At 69.8% G+C, this 18,819-nt stretch carries 14 protein-coding genes; 10 read left to right on the forward strand and 4 right to left on the reverse strand.

What is annotated here, in order from left to right; translation table 11 throughout:
* Positions 1–169: 169 nt before the first annotated feature.
* Complete coding sequence (locus IE226_RS22640; protein WP_190083156.1) at positions 170–1,168, reverse strand: ADP-ribosylglycohydrolase family protein; 999 nt, start codon at positions 1,166–1,168, stop codon at positions 170–172.
* 212 nt (positions 1,169–1,380) lie between these two features.
* Here IE226_RS22640 and IE226_RS22645 point away from each other — a divergent pair, with 212 nt between their 5' ends.
* The 6 genes from IE226_RS22645 to IE226_RS22670 all read left to right on the forward strand — a co-directional run bounded on the left by IE226_RS22645 (position 1,381) and on the right by IE226_RS22670 (position 11,904).
* A complete protein-coding gene (locus tag IE226_RS22645; protein WP_190083157.1) occupies positions 1,381–2,112 on the forward strand; it encodes a VIT1/CCC1 transporter family protein in 732 nt (243 codons plus the stop codon).
* A gap of 308 nt (positions 2,113–2,420) precedes the next feature.
* The gene (gene gltB / locus IE226_RS22650; RefSeq protein ID WP_190083158.1) at positions 2,421–7,016 is read left to right on the forward strand and encodes a glutamate synthase large subunit; all 4,596 of its coding nucleotides are present in this window, start codon (positions 2,421–2,423) and stop codon (positions 7,014–7,016) included.
* Entirely contained in the window at positions 7,009–8,469 is a 1,461-nt protein-coding gene (locus IE226_RS22655; RefSeq protein ID WP_190083159.1) for a glutamate synthase subunit beta, read from the forward strand. Before gltB ends, IE226_RS22655 begins: the two co-directional genes overlap by 8 nt.
* A 297-nt stretch (positions 8,470–8,766) precedes the next feature.
* Positions 8,767–10,065 carry a sugar ABC transporter substrate-binding protein gene (locus IE226_RS22660; RefSeq protein ID WP_190083160.1) on the forward strand — a complete coding sequence of 433 codons (1,299 nt, stop codon included), beginning with the start codon at positions 8,767–8,769 and terminating at the stop codon, positions 10,063–10,065.
* 52 nt (positions 10,066–10,117) lie between these two features.
* Positions 10,118–11,074: a carbohydrate ABC transporter permease gene (locus IE226_RS22665; protein WP_190083392.1), complete on the forward strand. Its 957-nt coding sequence runs from the start codon at positions 10,118–10,120 to the stop codon at positions 11,072–11,074.
* Positions 11,071–11,904: a carbohydrate ABC transporter permease gene (locus IE226_RS22670; protein WP_190083161.1), complete on the forward strand. Its 834-nt coding sequence runs from the start codon at positions 11,071–11,073 to the stop codon at positions 11,902–11,904. Before IE226_RS22665 ends, IE226_RS22670 begins: the two co-directional genes overlap by 4 nt.
* Positions 11,905–11,926: 22 nt before the next feature.
* Here the strand turns inward: IE226_RS22670 and IE226_RS22675 are convergent, their stop codons facing one another.
* Positions 11,927–12,823, reverse strand: a complete 897-nt coding sequence (locus IE226_RS22675; RefSeq protein WP_190083162.1) for a chitosanase — start codon at positions 12,821–12,823, stop codon at positions 11,927–11,929.
* A gap of 53 nt (positions 12,824–12,876) precedes the next feature.
* Positions 12,877–13,608 (reverse strand): SDR family NAD(P)-dependent oxidoreductase, encoded by a 732-nt coding sequence (locus IE226_RS22680; protein WP_373307020.1) that lies wholly within the window; start codon positions 13,606–13,608, stop codon positions 12,877–12,879.
* A 67-nt stretch (positions 13,609–13,675) separates the two neighbouring features.
* On the opposite strand from IE226_RS22680, the gene IE226_RS22685 reads away from it, so the two are divergent.
* Positions 13,676–14,401, forward strand: coding sequence for a vWA domain-containing protein (locus tag IE226_RS22685; protein ID WP_190083164.1), 726 nt, complete (start codon positions 13,676–13,678; stop codon positions 14,399–14,401).
* A 22-nt stretch (positions 14,402–14,423) separates the two neighbouring features.
* Here IE226_RS22685 and IE226_RS22690 read toward each other — a convergent pair whose 3' ends face one another.
* The gene (locus tag IE226_RS22690; RefSeq protein WP_190083165.1) at positions 14,424–15,386 is read right to left on the reverse strand and encodes a tyrosine-protein phosphatase; all 963 of its coding nucleotides are present in this window, start codon (positions 15,384–15,386) and stop codon (positions 14,424–14,426) included.
* A gap of 374 nt (positions 15,387–15,760) precedes the next feature.
* Here IE226_RS22690 and IE226_RS22695 point away from each other — a divergent pair, with 374 nt between their 5' ends.
* The 3 genes from IE226_RS22695 to IE226_RS22705 all read left to right on the forward strand — a co-directional run bounded on the left by IE226_RS22695 (position 15,761) and on the right by IE226_RS22705 (position 18,795).
* Entirely contained in the window at positions 15,761–15,964 is a 204-nt protein-coding gene (locus IE226_RS22695; RefSeq protein WP_037661310.1) for a cold-shock protein, read from the forward strand.
* A gap of 94 nt (positions 15,965–16,058) precedes the next feature.
* On the forward strand, positions 16,059–17,726 hold the full coding sequence (locus tag IE226_RS22700) for a DEAD/DEAH box helicase (RefSeq protein WP_190083166.1): 1,668 nt from the start codon (positions 16,059–16,061) through the stop codon (positions 17,724–17,726).
* 184 nt (positions 17,727–17,910) lie between these two features.
* Positions 17,911–18,795, forward strand: a complete 885-nt coding sequence (locus IE226_RS22705; RefSeq protein ID WP_190083167.1) for a pentapeptide repeat-containing protein — start codon at positions 17,911–17,913, stop codon at positions 18,793–18,795.
* The last annotated feature ends 24 nt before the right edge of the window (positions 18,796–18,819 follow it).

Below are 18,819 nucleotides of genomic sequence, written 5' to 3' on the forward strand. Positions count from 1 at the left end.
GTGGTTTCGGCGGTTCCGGGCCACTCTGCGGCGGGCTTGTCGGTGGTTTCGGCGGCTCCGGGCCACCCCGCGGTGGTCTTGTCGGCGGCGTCGGCGGTTCCGGGGCACTCCGCGGCGGCCTTGTCGCCGGTCTCGGCGGCTCCCAGCCACCCCGCGGGCCCCTCCGTACTCATGAGGCCCCCCGGCCCGAGACAAGCAGATCCGCCACGTCCAGTACGTGATGCCCCCGCATGGAGGGAAGGCAGCTCCCCCGCGCCGGGCCGATCGCGGCGGCCCACCGCTGCGGAATCGCCGCCGCCCCGCACGACGCCCCGGCCAGCGCCCCCGCCACCGCCGCCGTCGTATCCGCGTCCCGCCCCATGTTGACGGCGGTGAGCACCGCGTCCGGAAAGCGGCCGCAGGCCGACGCGTACGCACCGAAGGCGAGCCCGACCGCCTCGGGAGCGAGGTCGGTCCAGGGGTAGCCGCCGATCACCACGGCGGTACGGACCGCTCGCTCGCCCCGGTGCGCCACCGCCACCGCCCGCCGCAGCGAACGGGAGGTCCAGCAGTCCTCCGGAATGACGGACAGGGCGGCGTCCACCACCGCCTCCACCGCGGCCCCGCCCATCGCCGCCGAAACCCCCGCGGCCACCGCCTGCCCGCCGTAGATGCCCTCGCCGTCATGGCTGACCGAACCGTCGATCGCCACGAGCCGGGCCGCTTCGGCGGGCCGGCCCGCGGCGAAGACCCCGAAGGGGGCGGCCCGCATCGCGAGGCCGTCGCTCCACGCGTGCCGGTGCTGTGCCGAGATGGGCGCCGCGAGACCGCGGCGCAGGTTCTCCAGCGTGCCGCGTTCACTGAAGCCCGCGCCCCGGAAGGGGCCCTCGTCGAGGTCCGCGATCCACTCGTGCCAGGCCGCCTCGACATGCGCGACGCCGAGTTGCGAGCCGTGCCGGGCGAGCAGAAGCCCCGAGAAGATCGCGTACTCGGTGTCGTCCGTGCCCGAGGGGTGCTCGGCGACGTACCCGGTGATGCGGCCCCAGCGGCGGCGGATCTCCGAGGGCTTCATGTTCTCGGCGGGCGCGCCCAGCGCGTCTCCGACCGCGAGGCCGAGAAGGGCGCCGCGCGCCCGCTCTCTCAGGCCGACATCTCCACTCACTCCTGTCACACCGGTCAAGCTCGTCATGCCGTGCCTCCATGGTGCCGAGACGTTGCGTGTATCCCTGCCACGCGACGCCCCCCGCACGAGCATCCGCGCCGCCCACGTCACCCCTCCGCCCCACCCGCTCACCGGTTCGACAGACGCTTGTTCATGCAGGTAAGTACGGCCTTCCTTGCTGGCGAGAGCGTTTTTTCGCGCGTACTTTCGAGATCGTCCAAGCACTGAGGGGGCCCACCATGGCGATCATCGAGACCGAAGCGGCACTGCACGAGGCGCACCGCGACAACCACACCCACCGCGACGTCAACGGCGGCTGGCTGCGCCCCGCCGTCTTCGGCGCGATGGACGGCCTGGTGTCCAACCTGGCCCTGATGACCGGTGTCGCCGGCGGAGCCGTCTCGCAGCGGACCATCGTCGTCACGGGTCTGGTCGGTCTCGCCGCGGGTGCCTTCTCCATGGCGGCCGGCGAATACACCTCCGTCGCCTCGCAGCGTGAGCTCGTACAGGCCGAACTCGACGTGGAGCGGCGGGAGTTGCGCAAGCATCCGGCGGACGAGGAGAAGGAGCTCGCCGCGCTGTACGAGTCGCGCGGCGTCGAGCCGGCGCTCGCCCGCGAGGTCGCCAAGCAGCTGTCCAAGGACCCCGAGCAGGCCCTGGAGATACACGCGCGCGAGGAGCTGGGCATCGATCCCGGCGATCTGCCCTCGCCGACCGTCGCCGCGGTCTCCTCCTTCGGTGCCTTCGCGCTCGGCGCCCTGCTCCCCGTACTGCCGTACCTGCTCGGCGCGAACACGTTCCTGCCCGCGCTGCTGCTCGCCCTGGCCGGCCTCTTCGGCTGCGGCGCCGTGGTGGCGAAGGTGACCGCGCGGTCCTGGTGGTTCAGCGGCCTCAGGCAGCTCGCGCTCGGCGGGGCGGCGGCGGGTGTGACGTACGCCCTGGGCAGTTTGTTCGGTACCGCCGTAGGATGAACCCTTGCAGGTCTATGCGGGACCCTGCATAAGTAGCCGTTACTCACGGGTTTCGAATCCTTGAACACTGGGCATGAGCCGTAAGCGCTGCGGGCAATGAGGCTCGTGCCGCGCTCGGGCCTACGGTCATCGATCTGTCCGCAGGGGTCCCCCCTCACCGCTCCCACGCCTATGGGCGGTGTCCACATGGTGGAATGAGTTATCCGCTTTTCGAGAAGCGCTCCATCATGTAACCTGCTCGAAATTTTGCCTGGGCCAACGTCGTCCCTCGCTTTTATGCCTATGCCACGACGACGACGGGAGAGCCAATGCGTACGCACGCCTGGTCGCCCATGGACGGTCGCCCCGCCCCCCAGGGCATGTACGACCCCCGTAACGAACACGACGCCTGCGGTGTCGGGTTCGTGGCCACCCTCACCGGTGTAGCCAGCCATGAGCTGGTCGAACAGGCGCTGACCGTACTGCGCAATCTCGAACACCGTGGTGCCACCGGTTCCGAGCCGGACTCCGGTGACGGCGCGGGCATCCTGCTCCAGGTGCCGGACGCCTTCCTGCGCGAGGTCGCGGGTTTCGCGCTCCCCGAGGCCGGCGCCTACGCCGTCGGCATCGCATTCCTGCCGGTCGACACCGCGGGCACCACCGACGCCGCCGTCTCACAGATCGAGACGATCGCCTCGGAGGAAGGCCTGACGGTCCTCGGCTGGCGCGACGTGCCCGTCGCCCCCGAGCTGCTCGGCTCCACCGCCCGCTCCACGATGCCGGTCTTCCGGCAGATCTTCGTGGCCGACGGCGAGAGCACCGGCATCGCGCTCGACCGCAAGGCCTTCGTCCTGCGCAAGCGTGCCGAGCGTGAGGCCGGGACCTACTTCCCCTCGCTCTCCGCCCGGACGATCGTCTACAAGGGCATGCTCACCACCGGCCAGCTGGAGCCGTTCTTCCCCGACCTGTCCGACCGCCGTTTCGCCACGGCCGTCGCGCTCGTCCACTCGCGCTTCTCCACGAACACGTTCCCGAGCTGGCCGCTCGCACACCCGTACCGCTTCGTCGCGCACAACGGCGAGATCAACACGGTCAAGGGCAACCGGAACTGGATGCGGGCGCGTGAGTCGCAGCTCGCCTCCGGCCTCTTCGCCTCCGCCGGCGAGACCAGCACCGAGAAGCTGGACCGCATCTTCCCGATCTGCACGCCGGACGCGTCCGACTCGGCGTCCTTCGACGAGGTGCTCGAACTCCTCCACCTCGGTGGACGTTCGCTTCCGCACTCGGTCCTGATGATGATCCCCGAGGCCTGGGAGAACCACGCCTCGATGGACCCGGCCCGCCGCGCCTTCTACCAGTACCACTCCACGATGATGGAGCCCTGGGACGGCCCGGCCTGTGTCACCTTCACCGACGGCACCCAGGTCGGCGCCGTTCTCGACCGCAACGGTCTGCGTCCCGGCCGCTACTGGGTCACCGACGACGGCCTCGTCGTCCTCGGCTCCGAGGTCGGCGTCCTGGACATCGACCCCGCGAAGGTCGTCAAGAAGGGCCGGCTCCAGCCCGGCCGGATGTTCCTCGTCGACACCGCCGAGCACCGCATCGTCGAGGACGACGAGATCAAGGCCGCCCTCGCCGCCGAGCACCCCTACGAGGAGTGGCTGGAGGCCGGCGAGATCGAGCTCTCCGACCTGCCCGAGCGCGAGCACATCGTGCACACGCACGCCTCCGTCACGCGCCGCCAGCAGACCTTCGGCTACACCGAGGAAGAGCTGCGCATCATCCTCGCGCCGATGGCCAAGACCGGCGGCGAGCCGCTCGGCTCCATGGGCACCGACACCCCGATCGCCGCGCTCTCCGAGCGCCCGCGGCTGATCTTCGACTACTTCACGCAGCTGTTCGCGCAGGTCACCAACCCTCCGCTGGACGCCATCCGTGAAGAGCTCGTCACCTCGCTGCACTCCTCGCTCGGCCCGCAGGGCAACATCCTGGAGCCGAACGCCGCGACCTGTCGCAGCGTGACGCTGCCCTTCCCGGTGATCGACAACGACGAGCTCGCCAAGCTCATCCACATCAACGCCGACGGCGACATGCCCGGCATGACCGCCGCGACCCTCTCCGGTCTCTACCGCGTCAGCGGCGGCGGCGACGCGCTCGCCGCCCGTATCGACGAGATCTGCACCGAGGCCGACGCCGCCATAGAGGCCGGCGCCCGCCTGATCGTGCTCTCCGACCGGCACTCCGACGCCGAGCACGCGCCGATCCCCTCGCTGCTTCTCACCGCCGCCGTCCACCACCACCTCATCCGCACGAAGCAGCGCACCCAGGTGGGCCTGCTCGTCGAGGCGGGCGACGTCCGCGAGGTCCACCACGTGGCCCTCCTCATCGGCTACGGCGCCGCGGCCGTCAACCCGTACCTCGCGATGGAGTCCGTCGAGGACCTCGTCCGCGCCGGCACGTTCCTGCCCGCCGACGAAGAAGGCGGCGCCGAGCAGGCCATCCGGAACCTGATCTACGCGCTCGGCAAGGGCGTCCTGAAGGTCATGTCCAAGATGGGCATCTCGACCGTCGCCTCCTACCGCGGCGCGCAGGTCTTCGAGGCCGTCGGTCTCGACGAGGCCTTCGTGGAGCGGTACTTCAGCGGTACGACGACGAAGATCGGCGGCGCCGGACTCGACGTCATCGCCAAGGAGGTCGCCGCCCGGCACGCCAAGGCTTACCCGGCCTCCGGCATCGCCTCCGCGCACCGCGCGCTCGACATAGGCGGCGAGTACCAGTGGCGCCGCGAGGGCGAGCCGCACCTCTTCGACCCGGAGACGGTCTTCCGCCTGCAGCACTCCACGCGCAACCGCCGCTACGACATCTTCAAGAAGTACACGGACCGCGTGAACGAGCAGTCCGAGCGCCTGATGACGCTGCGCGGCCTGTTCAACATGAAGTCCGACCGCCCCTCGATCTCCGTCGACGAGGTCGAGCCGGCCTCCGAGATCGTCAAGCGGTTCTCGACCGGCGCCATGTCGTACGGCTCGATCTCCCGCGAGGCGCACGAGACGCTCGCCATCGCCATGAACCAGCTGGGCGGCAAGTCCAACACCGGTGAGGGCGGCGAGGACCCGGAGCGCCTGTACGACCCGGCGCGCCGCTCGTCGATCAAGCAGGTCGCGTCCGGCCGCTTCGGTGTGACCTCGGAGTACCTGGTCAACGCCGACGACATCCAGATCAAGATGGCGCAGGGCGCCAAGCCCGGCGAGGGCGGCCAGCTGCCCGGCCACAAGGTCTACCCGTGGGTCGCCAAGACGCGTCACTCGACGCCCGGCGTCGGCCTCATCTCGCCGCCGCCGCACCACGACATCTACTCCATCGAGGACCTCGCCCAGCTGATCCACGACCTGAAGAACGCGAACCCGCAGGCGCGGATTCACGTGAAGCTGGTCTCCGAGGTCGGCGTCGGCACGGTCGCCGCGGGTGTCTCCAAGGCACACGCGGACGTCGTCCTGATCTCCGGCCACGACGGCGGTACGGGCGCCTCCCCGCTCACCTCGCTCAAGCACGCGGGCGGTCCCTGGGAGCTCGGCCTCGCCGAGACCCAGCAGACGCTGCTTCTCAACGGCCTGCGCGACCGCATCGTCGTCCAGACGGACGGCCAGCTCAAGACCGGCCGTGACGTCGTGATCGCCGCGCTGCTCGGCGCCGAGGAGTTCGGTTTCGCGACCGCGCCGCTCGTCGTCTCCGGCTGCGTCATGATGCGCGTCTGCCACCTGGACACCTGCCCGGTCGGCATCGCCACGCAGAACCCGGCGCTGCGCGAGCGCTTCTCCGGCAAGGCCGAGTACATCGTCAACTTCTTCGAGTTCATCGCCGAAGAGGTCCGCGAGATCCTGGCCGAGCTCGGCTTCCGCTCCATCGAGGAGGCCGTCGGCCACGCCGAGCTCCTCGACACCGAGCGCGCCGTCAAGCACTGGAAGGCGCAGGGCCTCGACCTGGAGCCGCTCTTCCACGTGCCGTCGCTGCCCGAGGGCGCGGTGCGCCACCAGATCGCGGCCCAGGACCACGCCCTGGAGAAGGCGCTCGACAACGAGCTGATCAAGCTCGCCGCCGACGCGCTCTCCGCCTCCAGCGCCACCGAGGCCCAGCCGGTCCGCGCACAGGTCGCGATCCGCAACATCAACCGCACGGTCGGCACCATGCTCGGCCACGAGGTGACCAAGAAGTTCGGTGGTGCGGGCCTGCCCGACGACACCATAGACATCACCTTCACCGGCTCCGCGGGCCAGTCGTTCGGCGCGTTCGTGCCGCGCGGCGTGACGCTGCGCCTGGAGGGCGACGCCAACGACTACGTCGGCAAGGGCCTCTCCGGCGGCCGTGTCATCGTCCGTCCGGACCGCGGCGCCGACCACCTCGCCGAGTACTCGACGATCGCCGGCAACACCATCGCGTACGGCGCGACGGGCGGCGAGCTGTTCCTGCGCGGCCGTACCGGCGAGCGCTTCTGCGTCCGCAACTCCGGTGCGACGGTCGTGTCCGAGGGCGTGGGCGACCACGGCTGCGAGTACATGACCGGCGGTCACGCGGTGGTCCTCGGCGAGACGGGCCGCAACTTCGCGGCCGGTATGTCGGGCGGTATCGCGTACGTCATCGACCTCGACCGGGACAACGTCAACGCCGGCAACGTGGGCGCCGTCGAGGCCCTGGACGACTCCGACAAGCAGTGGCTGCACGACGTCGTGCGCCGCCACCAGGAGGAGACCGGGTCGACCGTCGCCGGGAAGCTGCTCGCCGAGTGGGACACCGCCGTGGAGCGCTTCAGCAGGATCATCCCCAGCACGTACAAGGCAGTGCTCGCCGCCAAGGACGCCGCCGAGCGAGCCGGTCTCTCCGAGACCGAGATCACCGAGAAGATGATGGAGGCGGCGACCAATGGCTGATCCCAAGGGCTTTTTGAACCATGGCCGCGAGGTCGCGCAGACCCGCCCGGTCGGCGAGCGCGTCCGGGACTGGAACGAGGTCTACGTTCCCGGTTCCCTCCTCCCGATCATCTCCAAGCAGGCGTCGCGCTGCATGGACTGCGGCATCCCGTTCTGCCACCAGGGCTGTCCGCTGGGCAACCTGATCCCGGAGTGGAACGACTTCGCGTACCGCGAGGACTGGTCGGCCGCCTCCGAGCGGCTGCACGCCACGAACAACTTCCCGGAGTTCACGGGCCGGCTGTGCCCGGCGCCCTGTGAGTCGGCGTGCGTGCTCGGCATCAACCAGCCCGCGGTCACCATCAAGAACGTCGAAGTCTCGATCATCGACAAGGCGTGGGACGCCAACGACGTCAAGCCGCAGGCGCCCGAGCGCCTCTCCGGCAAGACCGTCGCCGTCATCGGCTCGGGCCCGGCGGGTCTGGCCGCCGCCCAGCAGCTGACCCGGGCCGGCCACACGGTCGCCGTGTACGAGCGCGCCGACCGCATCGGCGGCCTGCTGCGCTACGGCATCCCCGAGTTCAAGATGGAGAAGCGCCACATCAACCGCCGCATCGAGCAGATGCGCGCGGAGGGCACCAAGTTCCGTACGGGCGTGGAGATCGGCCGCGACATAGACGCGGCGAAGCTGCGCAAGCGGTACGACGCGGTGGTCATCGCCGCCGGCGCCACCATCTCCCGCGACTTGCCGGTGCCGGGCCGTGAGCTGAACGGCATCCACTTCGCCATGGAGTACCTGCCGCTGGCCAACAAGGTCCAGGAGGGCGACTTCGTGGCGCCCCCGATCACCGCCGAGGGCAAGCACGTCGTGGTCATCGGCGGCGGCGACACCGGCGCGGACTGCGTGGGCACCGCCCACCGCCAGGGCGCGGCCTCGGTCACGCAGCTGGAGATCATGCCGCGTCCGGGCGAGGAGCGGAACGCCAACCAGCCCTGGCCGACGTTCCCCATGCTCTACAAGGTCACCTCCGCGCACGAGGAGGGCGGCGAGCGGGTCTACTCCGTCTCGACCACCCACTTCGAGGGCGACGAGGACGGGAACGTCCAGTTCCTGCACCTCACCGAGGTCGAGTTCATCGACGGCAAGCTGACCCCGAAGCCGGGCACGGAGCGCAAGATCCCCGCCCAGCTGGTCACCCTCGCCATGGGCTTCACCGGCACGGACCGCGAGAACGGTCTGGTGGACCAGTTCTCCCTGGAGCTCGACGAGCGCGGCAACGTCGCCCGCGACGGCGACTTCCAGACCAACGTCCCCGGCGTCTTCGTCGCCGGTGACGCGGGCCGCGGCCAGTCGCTCATCGTCTGGGCGATCGCCGAGGGGCGCTCGGCCGCGCGGGGCGTGGACCGATTCCTCACCGGGGCCAGCGACCTGCCCTCCCCGATCCGCCCCACGGACCGTTCCCTGATGGTCTAGTACCGCCCCCCAGTACGTCCCGTACAACGGCGTACGGAACTGATGCGGCGCCCGCCTTGTCCCCGACCGGACCAGGGCGGGCGCCGTGGCGTTTCCAGGCCCCGCCCCGCGAGGAAACCGGCCCCGCCCCGCGAGGAAATCCGCTGCACTCCGTGCAACGCTCATTGCTTGCAACGCAAATCACGTTTCGGCGCCGCTTAGCCGAATGGGTCTAGACCGCGCCGAGCCCCTGTGACCACAATCGCTCCCACGAACGGATCGGCGCAGTAATCAGCACGAACCCATGAGGGGGCCGGTATGAAGCGACGGGTCATCGCGGCAGGTATCGCCATGACGCTCGGACTGACCGCGACGGCATGCGGCGGCGATGACGGGAGCGACAGCGGCGACAAGGCGGACGGCAAGGGCAAGACCCTCACCGTATGGATCATGGAGGGGACCAACCCCGACGCCAGGCCGTTCTTCAAGGAGGCGGGCAAGGCCTTCGAGAAGAAGACCGGCGCCAAGATCCACGTCGAGTACCAGCAGTGGGCCACCGCGCAGAAGAAGTTCACGACCGCCATCGAGGGCGGCGCGGACCAGGTCCCGGACGTCGCCGAGGTCGGCACGACCTGGGTCCCGCAGTTCGCCGAGACCGGCGCCCTCGTCGACGTGACGGACGACGTCAAGAAGTCGGGCCTGGGCAACGACCTGGTCGAGGGCCTCAAGGACGCGGGCACGCTCGACGGCAAGCAGTACGGCATGCCCTGGTACGCGGGCGTCCGCAGCATCGTCTACCGCAAGGACGTCTTCGAGAAGCACAAGCTCAAGGCCCCCACCACCTGGAAGGAGCTCCAGTCCGCGGCGAAGACGCTGAAGGACAAGGAGCCCGGCATGATCCCCTTCCCGGTCGCGGGCGGCGCCGAGATGTTCGCCGCCCCCTTCATCTGGGGCGCCGGAGGCGAACTCGCCACCGAGCAGGGCGGCACCTGGAAGTCCGGCATCAACTCGCCCGAGGCCGTCAAGGGCATCGAGTTCTACACGGGCCTCGCCACCAAGGACAAGGTCTCCCCGGCCAAGGTCAACACCTGGACGGAGAAGGAGGTCGGCGACGCCTGGGGCAAGGGCGAGGTCGCCATGTCCGTCAACGGCAACTGGACCCCGAAGGCCATCGTCGAGGCCAACCCGGACCTCAAGGGCAAGCTGGGCGCCGTGCCGATCCCCGGCCAGACCGGCGGCATGAGCAAGTCCTTCCTCGGCGGCTCCTACCTGTCCACGTTCGACACGGACAAGAAGGACCTGGCCTGGGAGTTCGTGAAGATGCTGACCACGGGTGACTTCGCGGCCAAGTGGGCCACCGAGACCAACTACTTCCCCGGTCAGAACTCCGAGCTGAAGAAGATCGAGGCGAAGAAGGACCCGCTGGTCGAGCCGTTCGCCAAGCAGATGCTTGAGGCCGGCGCGACCGTCCCCAAGACCAAGGCGTACGGCGAGATCCAGGCATCCAAGGTCATCCCCGGCATGGTGCAGTCCATCCTGACCGGGAAGTCCTCCGTCCAGGAGGCGGCGGACAAGGCCGCCGAGGACATGGACGCGATCTTCGCCAAGGACAAGTAGGCAAGGGCGAGTCGACACCGTGAAAGACACGCTGGTCGAGGACGGACCGAAGGTGACCGAGGTCCGTCCCCCCGCCACCCGCCCGGAACACGAAGCGGCACTCCGCAAGAAGAAGCTGGTCGGTCTCACCCGGCCGTGGCTGCTCCTCGCCCCCTCCCTCCTGGTCCTCGCGGGCCTGCTGCTCTGGCCGCTGATCCAGGTCGGCAAGCTCTCCCTGCAGGACTACGCCGTCAAGTTCGGCGGCGGAGTGGGCACGTACACCGGATTCGACCATTACACCGACCTGCTCGGCAGCGAACTCCTGTGGAAGACGGTCCTGCCCAACACGGCGTTCTTCGCGATCGCCTGCGTCGGCCTCACCGTCGCGCTCGGCACGCTCGTCGCGCTGCTGCTCAACCGGCTCGGTCCGACCTGGCGCCTGATCTGCTCCATCGCGATCCTGGCGGCCTGGGCGATGCCCGCCGTCACCGGGACGTACGTCTGGATCTGGCTCTTCCAGCCGCAGGACGGCATGGTCAGCCAGATCGCGGGCTCGATCGGGCTCATCGACCCCGAGACCACCAACTGGTTCACCGAACGCGGCCCGTTCTACGCGATCGCGACCCTGAACGTCGTCCACCACGGCTTCCCGTTCGTCGCCATCACCGTCCTCGCGGGCCTGATGACGATCCCCAAGGAGCTCTACGAGGCGGGGGAGCTGGACGGCGCCAACGCCTGGCAGCGGTTCTGGAAGATCACGGTGCCGACGATTCTGCCCGTCTTCCTCGTGGTGACCATCCTCTCCACCATCTGGGACTTCAAGGTCTTCACCCAGATCTATCTGATGCCGGGCGGCGACGGCGCCAACGAAGAGGTCTACAACCTCGGCGTCTTCTCCTACATCCAGGCCTTCGCCAAGAACGACTACGGCACCGGCGCGGCAGCCGCCGTCCTGCTGACCCTGCTGCTGCTCGCCATCACGATCGTCTACATCCGCACGCTGTTCCGGCAGGGGGAGGAGGACCTGTGAGTGTCCGACGCGCCACACCCGCCGCACGCATCGGCCTGCCCGTCGCGGTCGCCGCGCTGCTGCTCTTCACGCTCTTCCCCGTGTACTGGATGATCTCCACGGCACTCGACCCGAAGGCGGTCACCCGCGGCTCGGACGTGCTGCCGAGCGGCATCAGCTTCGAGCACTTCACCTACGTGTTCGAGAAGGGCAACTTCGGCACGTACCTGCTGAACTCGGCGCTCGTCGGCTTCGGCACGATCCTCGCCGCCGGGGTGCTCTCGCTCTTCGCCGCCATCGCGGTGGCCCGCTTCAAGTTCCGGTTCCGCACCTCCGTACTGATCATGGTCCTGATCGTGCAGATGGTGCCGCTGGAGGCGCTCGTCATCCCGCTCTTCATCCAGATGCGGGACTACGACATGCTCAACTCGCTGCTCGGCCTGACGATCGTCTACGTCGCGCTCTCGCTCCCCTTCGCGATCTGGACCCTGCGCGGCTTCGTGCAGACCGTGCCCAAGGAGGTCGAGGAGGCCGCGTACATCGACGGGGCCTCCTGGTTCCGGATGTTCCGCTCCGTGCTGCTCCCGCTGGTGGCGCCCGGACTCGTCGCGACCTCGATCTTCGCCTTCATCACGGCGTGGAACGAGTTCGTCTTCGCGTACACGTTCATGAAGGGCAGCGACAAGTACACGGCCGCCGTGGGCATCTACCAGTTCTTCGGCGAGAACTCCACGGCCTGGGGCCCGGTCATGGCCAGCTCCACGCTGGTCACCGTGCCGGTGATGATCTTCTTCGTGATCGTGCACCGGAAACTCGGCTCGGGCTTGGCGGCCGGAGCCGTCAAGGGCTGAGCCCCCGGGGAGGCGTTCGGGGTCAGCGCACCTTGAACGTCTCCCCGTACACCTTCCACGTCAGCGGAGTCTTCAGGTCCAGATTGCCGTCGTAGAGGAACTGGCGCTGGGCCGTCTCGACGCGCGTCGTGTCGCGATGGGCCTTCTTCTCCTTCATCGCCTTGGTGCGGATGTCGAGGAAGATGTCCAGATACGCCTTCTCCTTGCCGCCCTGGGCCGGCGTGTTCGCCTCCTTCAGGACGGCCTCGCGCAGGCCGTAGAAACCGCGGGGGCCCGTGCCGGGGCCGTGCAGGACCATCGCGTCGTAGTAGATGAACTGGCCGAGCGTGCCGAGTCCGTCGAGCTTGGCCAGGCGGACCGCCGGGTCGAAGTAGACGCTGTCACGCGTCCTGTCCTGCGCCTTGCGGAACGCGGGCTTCGCGGCCTCCGCCTTCCAGGCCTTGGTGAAGCCGGGGTCCAGGCCCTCGTGCGAGTCGCTGCCGTTGACCTTGCGCAGGGCGGGCAGATAGCGGGCGAGGCCGTTGTCCGGGTGGTCCTTCGTGTACTGCTCGACGAGGGTCAGCAGGTCGTTGGTGCCGGTGCAGAAACCGATGATGCCCGCGGTGTAGCCGTTCCCGTCGCCGATGTCCTCGATGTAGCCGTACTGGCCGCGCCAGTTCAGCGTGGAGTTCTCGGCGCTCGTCACGAGCTTCTGGGCCAGCTCCTTCTTGGCGGGCGCCGCGAGGCCCGGCGGCAGCTGCGCGATCAGCTTGTCGTCGGCCTTGATCTCGGCCGCCGACTTGTCCTGGTCGTACGGACGCTGGGTGCCGGGCCCGTGCTGACCTGCTGCGGCGTCGCTGTCGGAGTCCCCGCCCAGGAAGTAGACGGCGACCGTGGCGACCGGGGCGACGGCGAGAAGGAGGAGTCCTGCACGTTTCATTCGCACAAGATTACGTGCGGTTTCGCGGTAGCGCGCCTTCCGGATCCGGCGGATCACCCCGTCGTCGACCCGCCGTCCACCGCGAACTCCGCCCCCGTGATGTACGACGACGCCTCCGACGCGAGGAAGAGGACAAGCTCCCCGACCTCCTCGGCACGGCCCATCCGCCCCAGCGGCAGATGGGACCAGTCCCGCCCGGCGGAGGCCGAGGAGATCATCGGGGTGTCGATCGCCCCCGGATGGACGGAATTGACCCGCACCCCGTACTCCGCGAGGTCAAGGGCGGAGGACCGCGTCAGCCCCCGCAGCCCGAACTTCGTGGACCCGTACGCCGCGTGCCCCCGTATCCCCACAAGCCCCGCCGTCGATGACACGTTCACGATCGAGCCGCCGCCCACCTCCCGCAGCGCGGGCAGCACGGCCTGGATGCCCAGGAACGGCCCGAGGAGATTGACCCGGATCAGCGCGTCGAAGTTCTCGTACGTCTCCTTCTCCACCGAAGCCGTCCGCCACAGCGCCGCGTTGTTCACGAGCGCGTCCAGTCGGCCGAAGGCCCCCACCCCGGCCGCCACGGCCGACGCCCAGCTCTCCGCGTCCGTGACGTCATGGCGTACGAAAAGGCCCTGCGCGCCGAGGGACTCGGCGACCTTTCGTCCCTCCTCCTCCCGGACATCCGTCACCACGACCCGCGCCCCGGCCGCCGCGAAGAGCCGCGCCTCCGCCGCTCCCTGCCCACGGCCCGCACCGGTGATCAGTACGGCTTTGTCCTCCAGTCCGTAAGAGATCACTTCACGCCTCCCGCCTCTCCCGTACCCTCGGCCGTCCGGCAGGGACGGGAGAGTGGAGCGGCACATGGGACCGGCGATCAGCCTGAGCAAGGTGGAAGAGGCGGCGCCCGCCCTCGTGAACCTCTACAAGAGCGCCGGGGCCAGCCTCGACAAGCACGGTCTGGCAGGCGAACGCGCCGCGGTCTACCTCGTCGTCGACTACTCCGGCTCCATGAAGCCGTACTACAAGGACGGCACCGTCCAGGCCCTCGCCGACCGCGTCCTCGGTCTGTCCGCGCACTTCGACGACGACGGCACCGTGCCCACGGTCTTCTTCTCCACGGACGTCGACGCCGTCACGGAGATCGCCCTCGACCGCCACCACGGTCGCGTCGACGAGATCGTCGCCGGGCTCGGTCACATGGGCAAGACCAGCTACCACCTGGCGATGGACGCCGTGATCGACCACTACGTCGACAGCGGTTCCACGGCGCCCGCCCTGGTGGTCTTCCAGACCGACGGCGGCCCCATCAACAAGCTCGCCGCCGAGCGGTATCTGTGCAAGGCGTCGAAGCTGCCGCTGTTCTGGCAGTTCATCGGCTTCGGGGACGCGAAGAGCAAGCAGTTCGACTACCTCCGCAAGCTCGACGAACTCGCCGTCCCCGCCAAGCGCGCCGTCGACAACGCGGGCTTCTTCCACGCGGGGCAGGACCCGCGCACCATCCCGGACGACCGTCTGTACGACCAGTTGGTGGGCGAGTTCCCGGCCTGGCTCGCGGCGGCGCGGGCACAGGGGATCGTGACCGCCTGACCCCCGCCGCCCACCGGATCTCCTAGCCGACCATCCGCTCCCGCAGCGCGAGAATCGTCCGCACATCAAGCCCGAGCCCCTTCCGCAGATAGCCGTCGAGGCTTCCGTACTCCGCCTTCACCTCGGCCAGCGCCGCCTCCAGATAGCCGGTGCGCACCTCCTGGAGCGGGATCAGCAGATCGGGGTTCTGCATCAGGCCGCTCTGCTTCAGGCCCTCGCGCACCTTCGCGTCGTACGCCCCGCGGTAGGTGTTGGACGCCAGGAAGTCGCGTACGGCGCTCTGGCCGGGGACGCCGACGGCGCGCAGCAGCAGATAGCTGGTCCAGCCGGTGCGGTCCTTGCCCGCGGTGCAGTGATACAGCAGCGGTGATCCTGGTGAGCCCTTGCCGCCGTACGCGATGTCGCGCAGCGTCGCCGCGAACTGCGCGCGGTTGGGGCCGTCGGTGACGAAGGAGCGGTAGACCTCGCGCATGAAGGCGTCCGCCCTGCCGCCGCCCAGCATCTCCTCCTGCTTGACCGGGTCCCCGGAGCCGATCACGGCCGTCAGCGTCGCGAAGAGGCCGTTGTCGCTGACGGGCCGGGCCGTCGGGGCGAGCCCGGCGGGCAGCCGGTCGGGCCCGTCGTACCGGACCTCGGCGGGCACCCGGAAGTCGACGACCTTCTTCAGGCCGAGCCGGGCGAGAACGGCGACGTCGGTGTCGGTGAGCTTCGACAGGGCGTCGGCGCGGAAGACCTGCCCGTAGCGGACCCGCTCGCCGTCATAGGTGCGGTAACCGCCCAGGTCCCGCACATTGACGGCACCCTGGAGCGGTATCAGGCGTACGCCGTCGGACGCCGGGCGGGAATGGACGCGCTCGGGCGCGGCGGTTGCGGCATGGGCGGCGGCCCCGGCGGGCAGGGTGCCCAGCGTGAGCGCGCAGACGGCGACTCCGGCTGCCGCGCGTGCCGCTGTACGTGCCGCCGTACGTGTGCGGGTGATGCGCATCGGGCCGCCTCCTCGGGAGCGGTCGCCGTGGCCGCTCGTCGCTCAACCAAGCGATTGTTTGGTTGACGAAGGTAGCGGGACGCCCCGGCACAAGGAAGGTGTGCGCGGCAGGTACCCGGGGGTGGGCGGCAGGTGCCGGGGGCGCGCGGCAGGTACCCGAGGGGGCGAGGGGGCCGGGACGGGCAGTCCTCCGTCCGTGTTAGGCTTATGCGTCGCAGTTTTGGTACCCATGAACTTTATGTGCGCCTGACGGGAATGCTCCGAGGGCGCACAATTGTTTTTTCTCCGGTCTCTCCGGTGATGGGGGTCATTGCAGCGCTTGGAATCCACAATTCCGTGGTTTTCCTTACTCTGCCCCTGTTGAGGAGATTGACATGGCAACTGGCACCGTTAAGTGGTTTAACTCGGAAAAGGGCTTCGGCTTCATCGAGCAGGACGGCGGCGGCCCCGACGTCTTCGCCCACTACTCGAACATCGCGTCCTCGGGCTTCCGTGAGCTCCTCGAGGGCCAGAAGGTCTCCTTCGACGTCACGCAGGGCCAGAAGGGCCTGCAGGCCGAGAACATCGTTCCGGCCTGAACGTCTTAGCACGCGAACCTCATAGCCGGGGCCCGCACCGGACTGGTGCGGGTCCCGGCTTGTGCTGTCCCAAGGCCCAGGAAGGCATTTCCGTATGAATCGCTCCGAACGCCCTGCGCGTCCTGCCCGCAGGCGCTCCACGAACGCACGCGGAAAGGCCCCGGTGACCGGCGGCGGCCAGGCGAGGGGTGCCGCAAAGAAGCCGGGCCGGCCCAAGGCGCGGCCCGTACAGGGCGAATTCGCCCTGCCCGAGAGCATCACCCCCGCACTGCCCGCGGTCGAGGCATTCGCCGACCTGGACATGCCCGAGGCCCTGCTCAAGACGCTGGCCGCACAGGGGGTGACCGAGCCCTTCCCGATCCAGGCCGCCACCCTCCCCAACTCCCTCGCGGGCCGCGACATCCTCGGCCGCGGACGCACCGGCTCCGGCAAGACCCTCGCCTTCGGCCTCGCGCTCCTCGCCCGCACCGCGGGCCGCCGCGCCGAGCCGCGCTCGCCGCTCGCCCTGGTCCTGGTCCCCACGCGCGAGCTCGCACAGCAGGTGACGGACGCCCTCACGCCGTACGCCACGGCCGTGAACCTGCGCATGTCGACGGTCGTCGGCGGTCTCTCCATCGCCAAGCAGGCGGGCACGCTCCGCCGCGGCGCCGAGATCATGGTGGCGACCCCCGGACGTCTCAAGGACCTCATCGAGCGCGGCGACGCCGATCTCTCGCGGGTGCGCACGACGGTCCTCGACGAGGCCGACCAGATGGCCGACATGGGCTTCATGCCGCAGGTCACCGCGCTCCTGAAGCAGGTGGAGCAGGGCGGCCAGACGATGCTCTTCTCCGCGACGCTCGACAAGAACATCGACCGCCTGGTCCGGATGTTCCTGACGGACCCGGTCGTGCACTCGGTCGACCCGTCCGCGGGCGCCGTGACGACGATGGAGCACCACGTCCTGTACGTGGCGGACGAGACCGACAAGAAGGCCGTCGCCCTGCGCATCGCCGCCCGCGAGGGCCGCGTGATCATGTTCCTGGACACCAAGCGCGCGGTGGACCGCTTCACCAAGCGGCTGCTCGCCAACGGTGTACGGGCCTCGGGGCTGCACGGCGGACGTTCGCAGCCGCAGCGCAACCGGACCCTTGACCAGTTCAAGACCGGGCAGGTCACCGCGCTCGTCGCCACCAACGTGGCGGCCCGCGGCATCCACGTCGACGACCTCGACCTGGTCGTGAACGTCGACCCGCCCACCGACCACAAGGACTACCTCCACCGCGGTGGGCGTACGGCGCGTGCCGGTGAGTCCGGCAGTGTCGTCACGCTCGTCCTGCCGGACGAGAAGCGGGACATGACGCGGCTGATGTCCGACGCGGAGATCAGCCCGAACACGGCGCGGGTGAAGTCCACGGACGAGGAGCTCGCACGCATCACCGGCGCGCGGGAGCCGTCCGGGGTGCCGGTGGTCATCGAGGTCCCGCAGCAGCAGCAGGCTTCGCCGCAGCGCGGTCGGCGGGGGCGTCCCGCCGGGCAGGGCGGGGGACAGGGCGGGGGACAGCGCCGGGCTCGGCCGCAGGGGCAGTCCCAGTCGCAGTCGCAGGGCGGTAAGCCCGCCGCCGCGGGTGGCGGCCGTCCCGCCGCCGGCGGTGGTCGCCCCGCCTCGGGTGGCGGTCGTCCCGCCGCCGGCGGTGGTCGCCCCGTCGCGGGCAGCGGGAACGGCGGGGGGCGCGCCCGGCGCCGTCCCTCCGGTGGCGGTGCGGGGCGCAAGGCGGCTTAGTGCTTGTGCTCGGCGGCGGGCCGGGTGCCAGGCCCCGCTGCCGGGTGCCGGGCCCCGCCGCCGGGCGGGCATCCTGATGCCCGGCGGCTTCCGTTGCCTTCCGTTGTCTTCCGTTGCCGAGCGGGCCTTTCCCGCCCGCCCGATACCCCGCGTCCAGTCCTGAGCGAACGGGATGAACGACCTGATGTCCGAGAAGCAGCTCCGGCAGCCGTCGGAGCAGACCCGACAGCCGTCGCGCGAGCCTCAGTTGCTGCCCCTCGTCGGTGACGACCGGCAGGATCTGCGGGCCGACTGCGGGAGTTGCTTCGGGCTCTGCTGCGTCGCCCTCACCTTCGCCAAGTCAGCGGACTTCCCCGTCGACAAGGCTGCCGGCACGCCCTGCGCCAACCTCCGGCAGGACTTCGGGTGCGGCATCCACCAGGACCTGCGCCAGAAGGGCTTCTCGGGCTGCACGGTCTACGACTGCTTCGGCGCGGGCCAGAAGGTCTCGCAGACCACGTACGGCGGAACCGACTGGCGGCAGGACCCGGACAGTGCCCGCCAGATGTTCGACGTCTTCCCGGTGATGCGTCAACTCCACGAACTGCTCTGGTACTTGACCGAGGCGATCGCCCTGCCGGAGGCCCGCCCGATCGGTGCCGAGCTCCGGCGCGCCCTGGACAGGACAGAGGACCTCACCCGGGGCGCCCCCGCCGACGTGGCCGGAACGGACGTGGCCGCACACCGTGAGGACGTCAACGTCCTGCTGCTGCGGACCAGCGAACTCGTGCGCGCGGACATCCGCCGGAAGAAGAAGGACCGCCGGGGAGCGGACCTGTTCGGCGCCCGCCTCAAGGGCGCCGACCTCCGGGGCGTCACCCTCCGCGGCGCCTACCTCATCGCCGCCGACCTCCGTGGCGCCGACCTCCGCAGGGCCGATCTGATCGGTGCGGACCTCCGGGACGCGGACCTGCGGGGCGCGGACCTCACGGGCAGCATCTTCCTGACCCAGTCCCAGGTGAACGCGGCGAAGGGCGACGCCGCGACGAAACTCCCGCCGGCCCTCGCGCGCCCCGCGCACTGGAGCTAGCCGGGCAGGGCGCGTGCCCCCGTG

Source organism: Streptomyces longisporoflavus, from assembly GCF_014649775.1.
GTDB classification, from domain to species: Bacteria; Actinomycetota; Actinomycetes; order Streptomycetales; family Streptomycetaceae; genus Streptomyces; species Streptomyces longisporoflavus.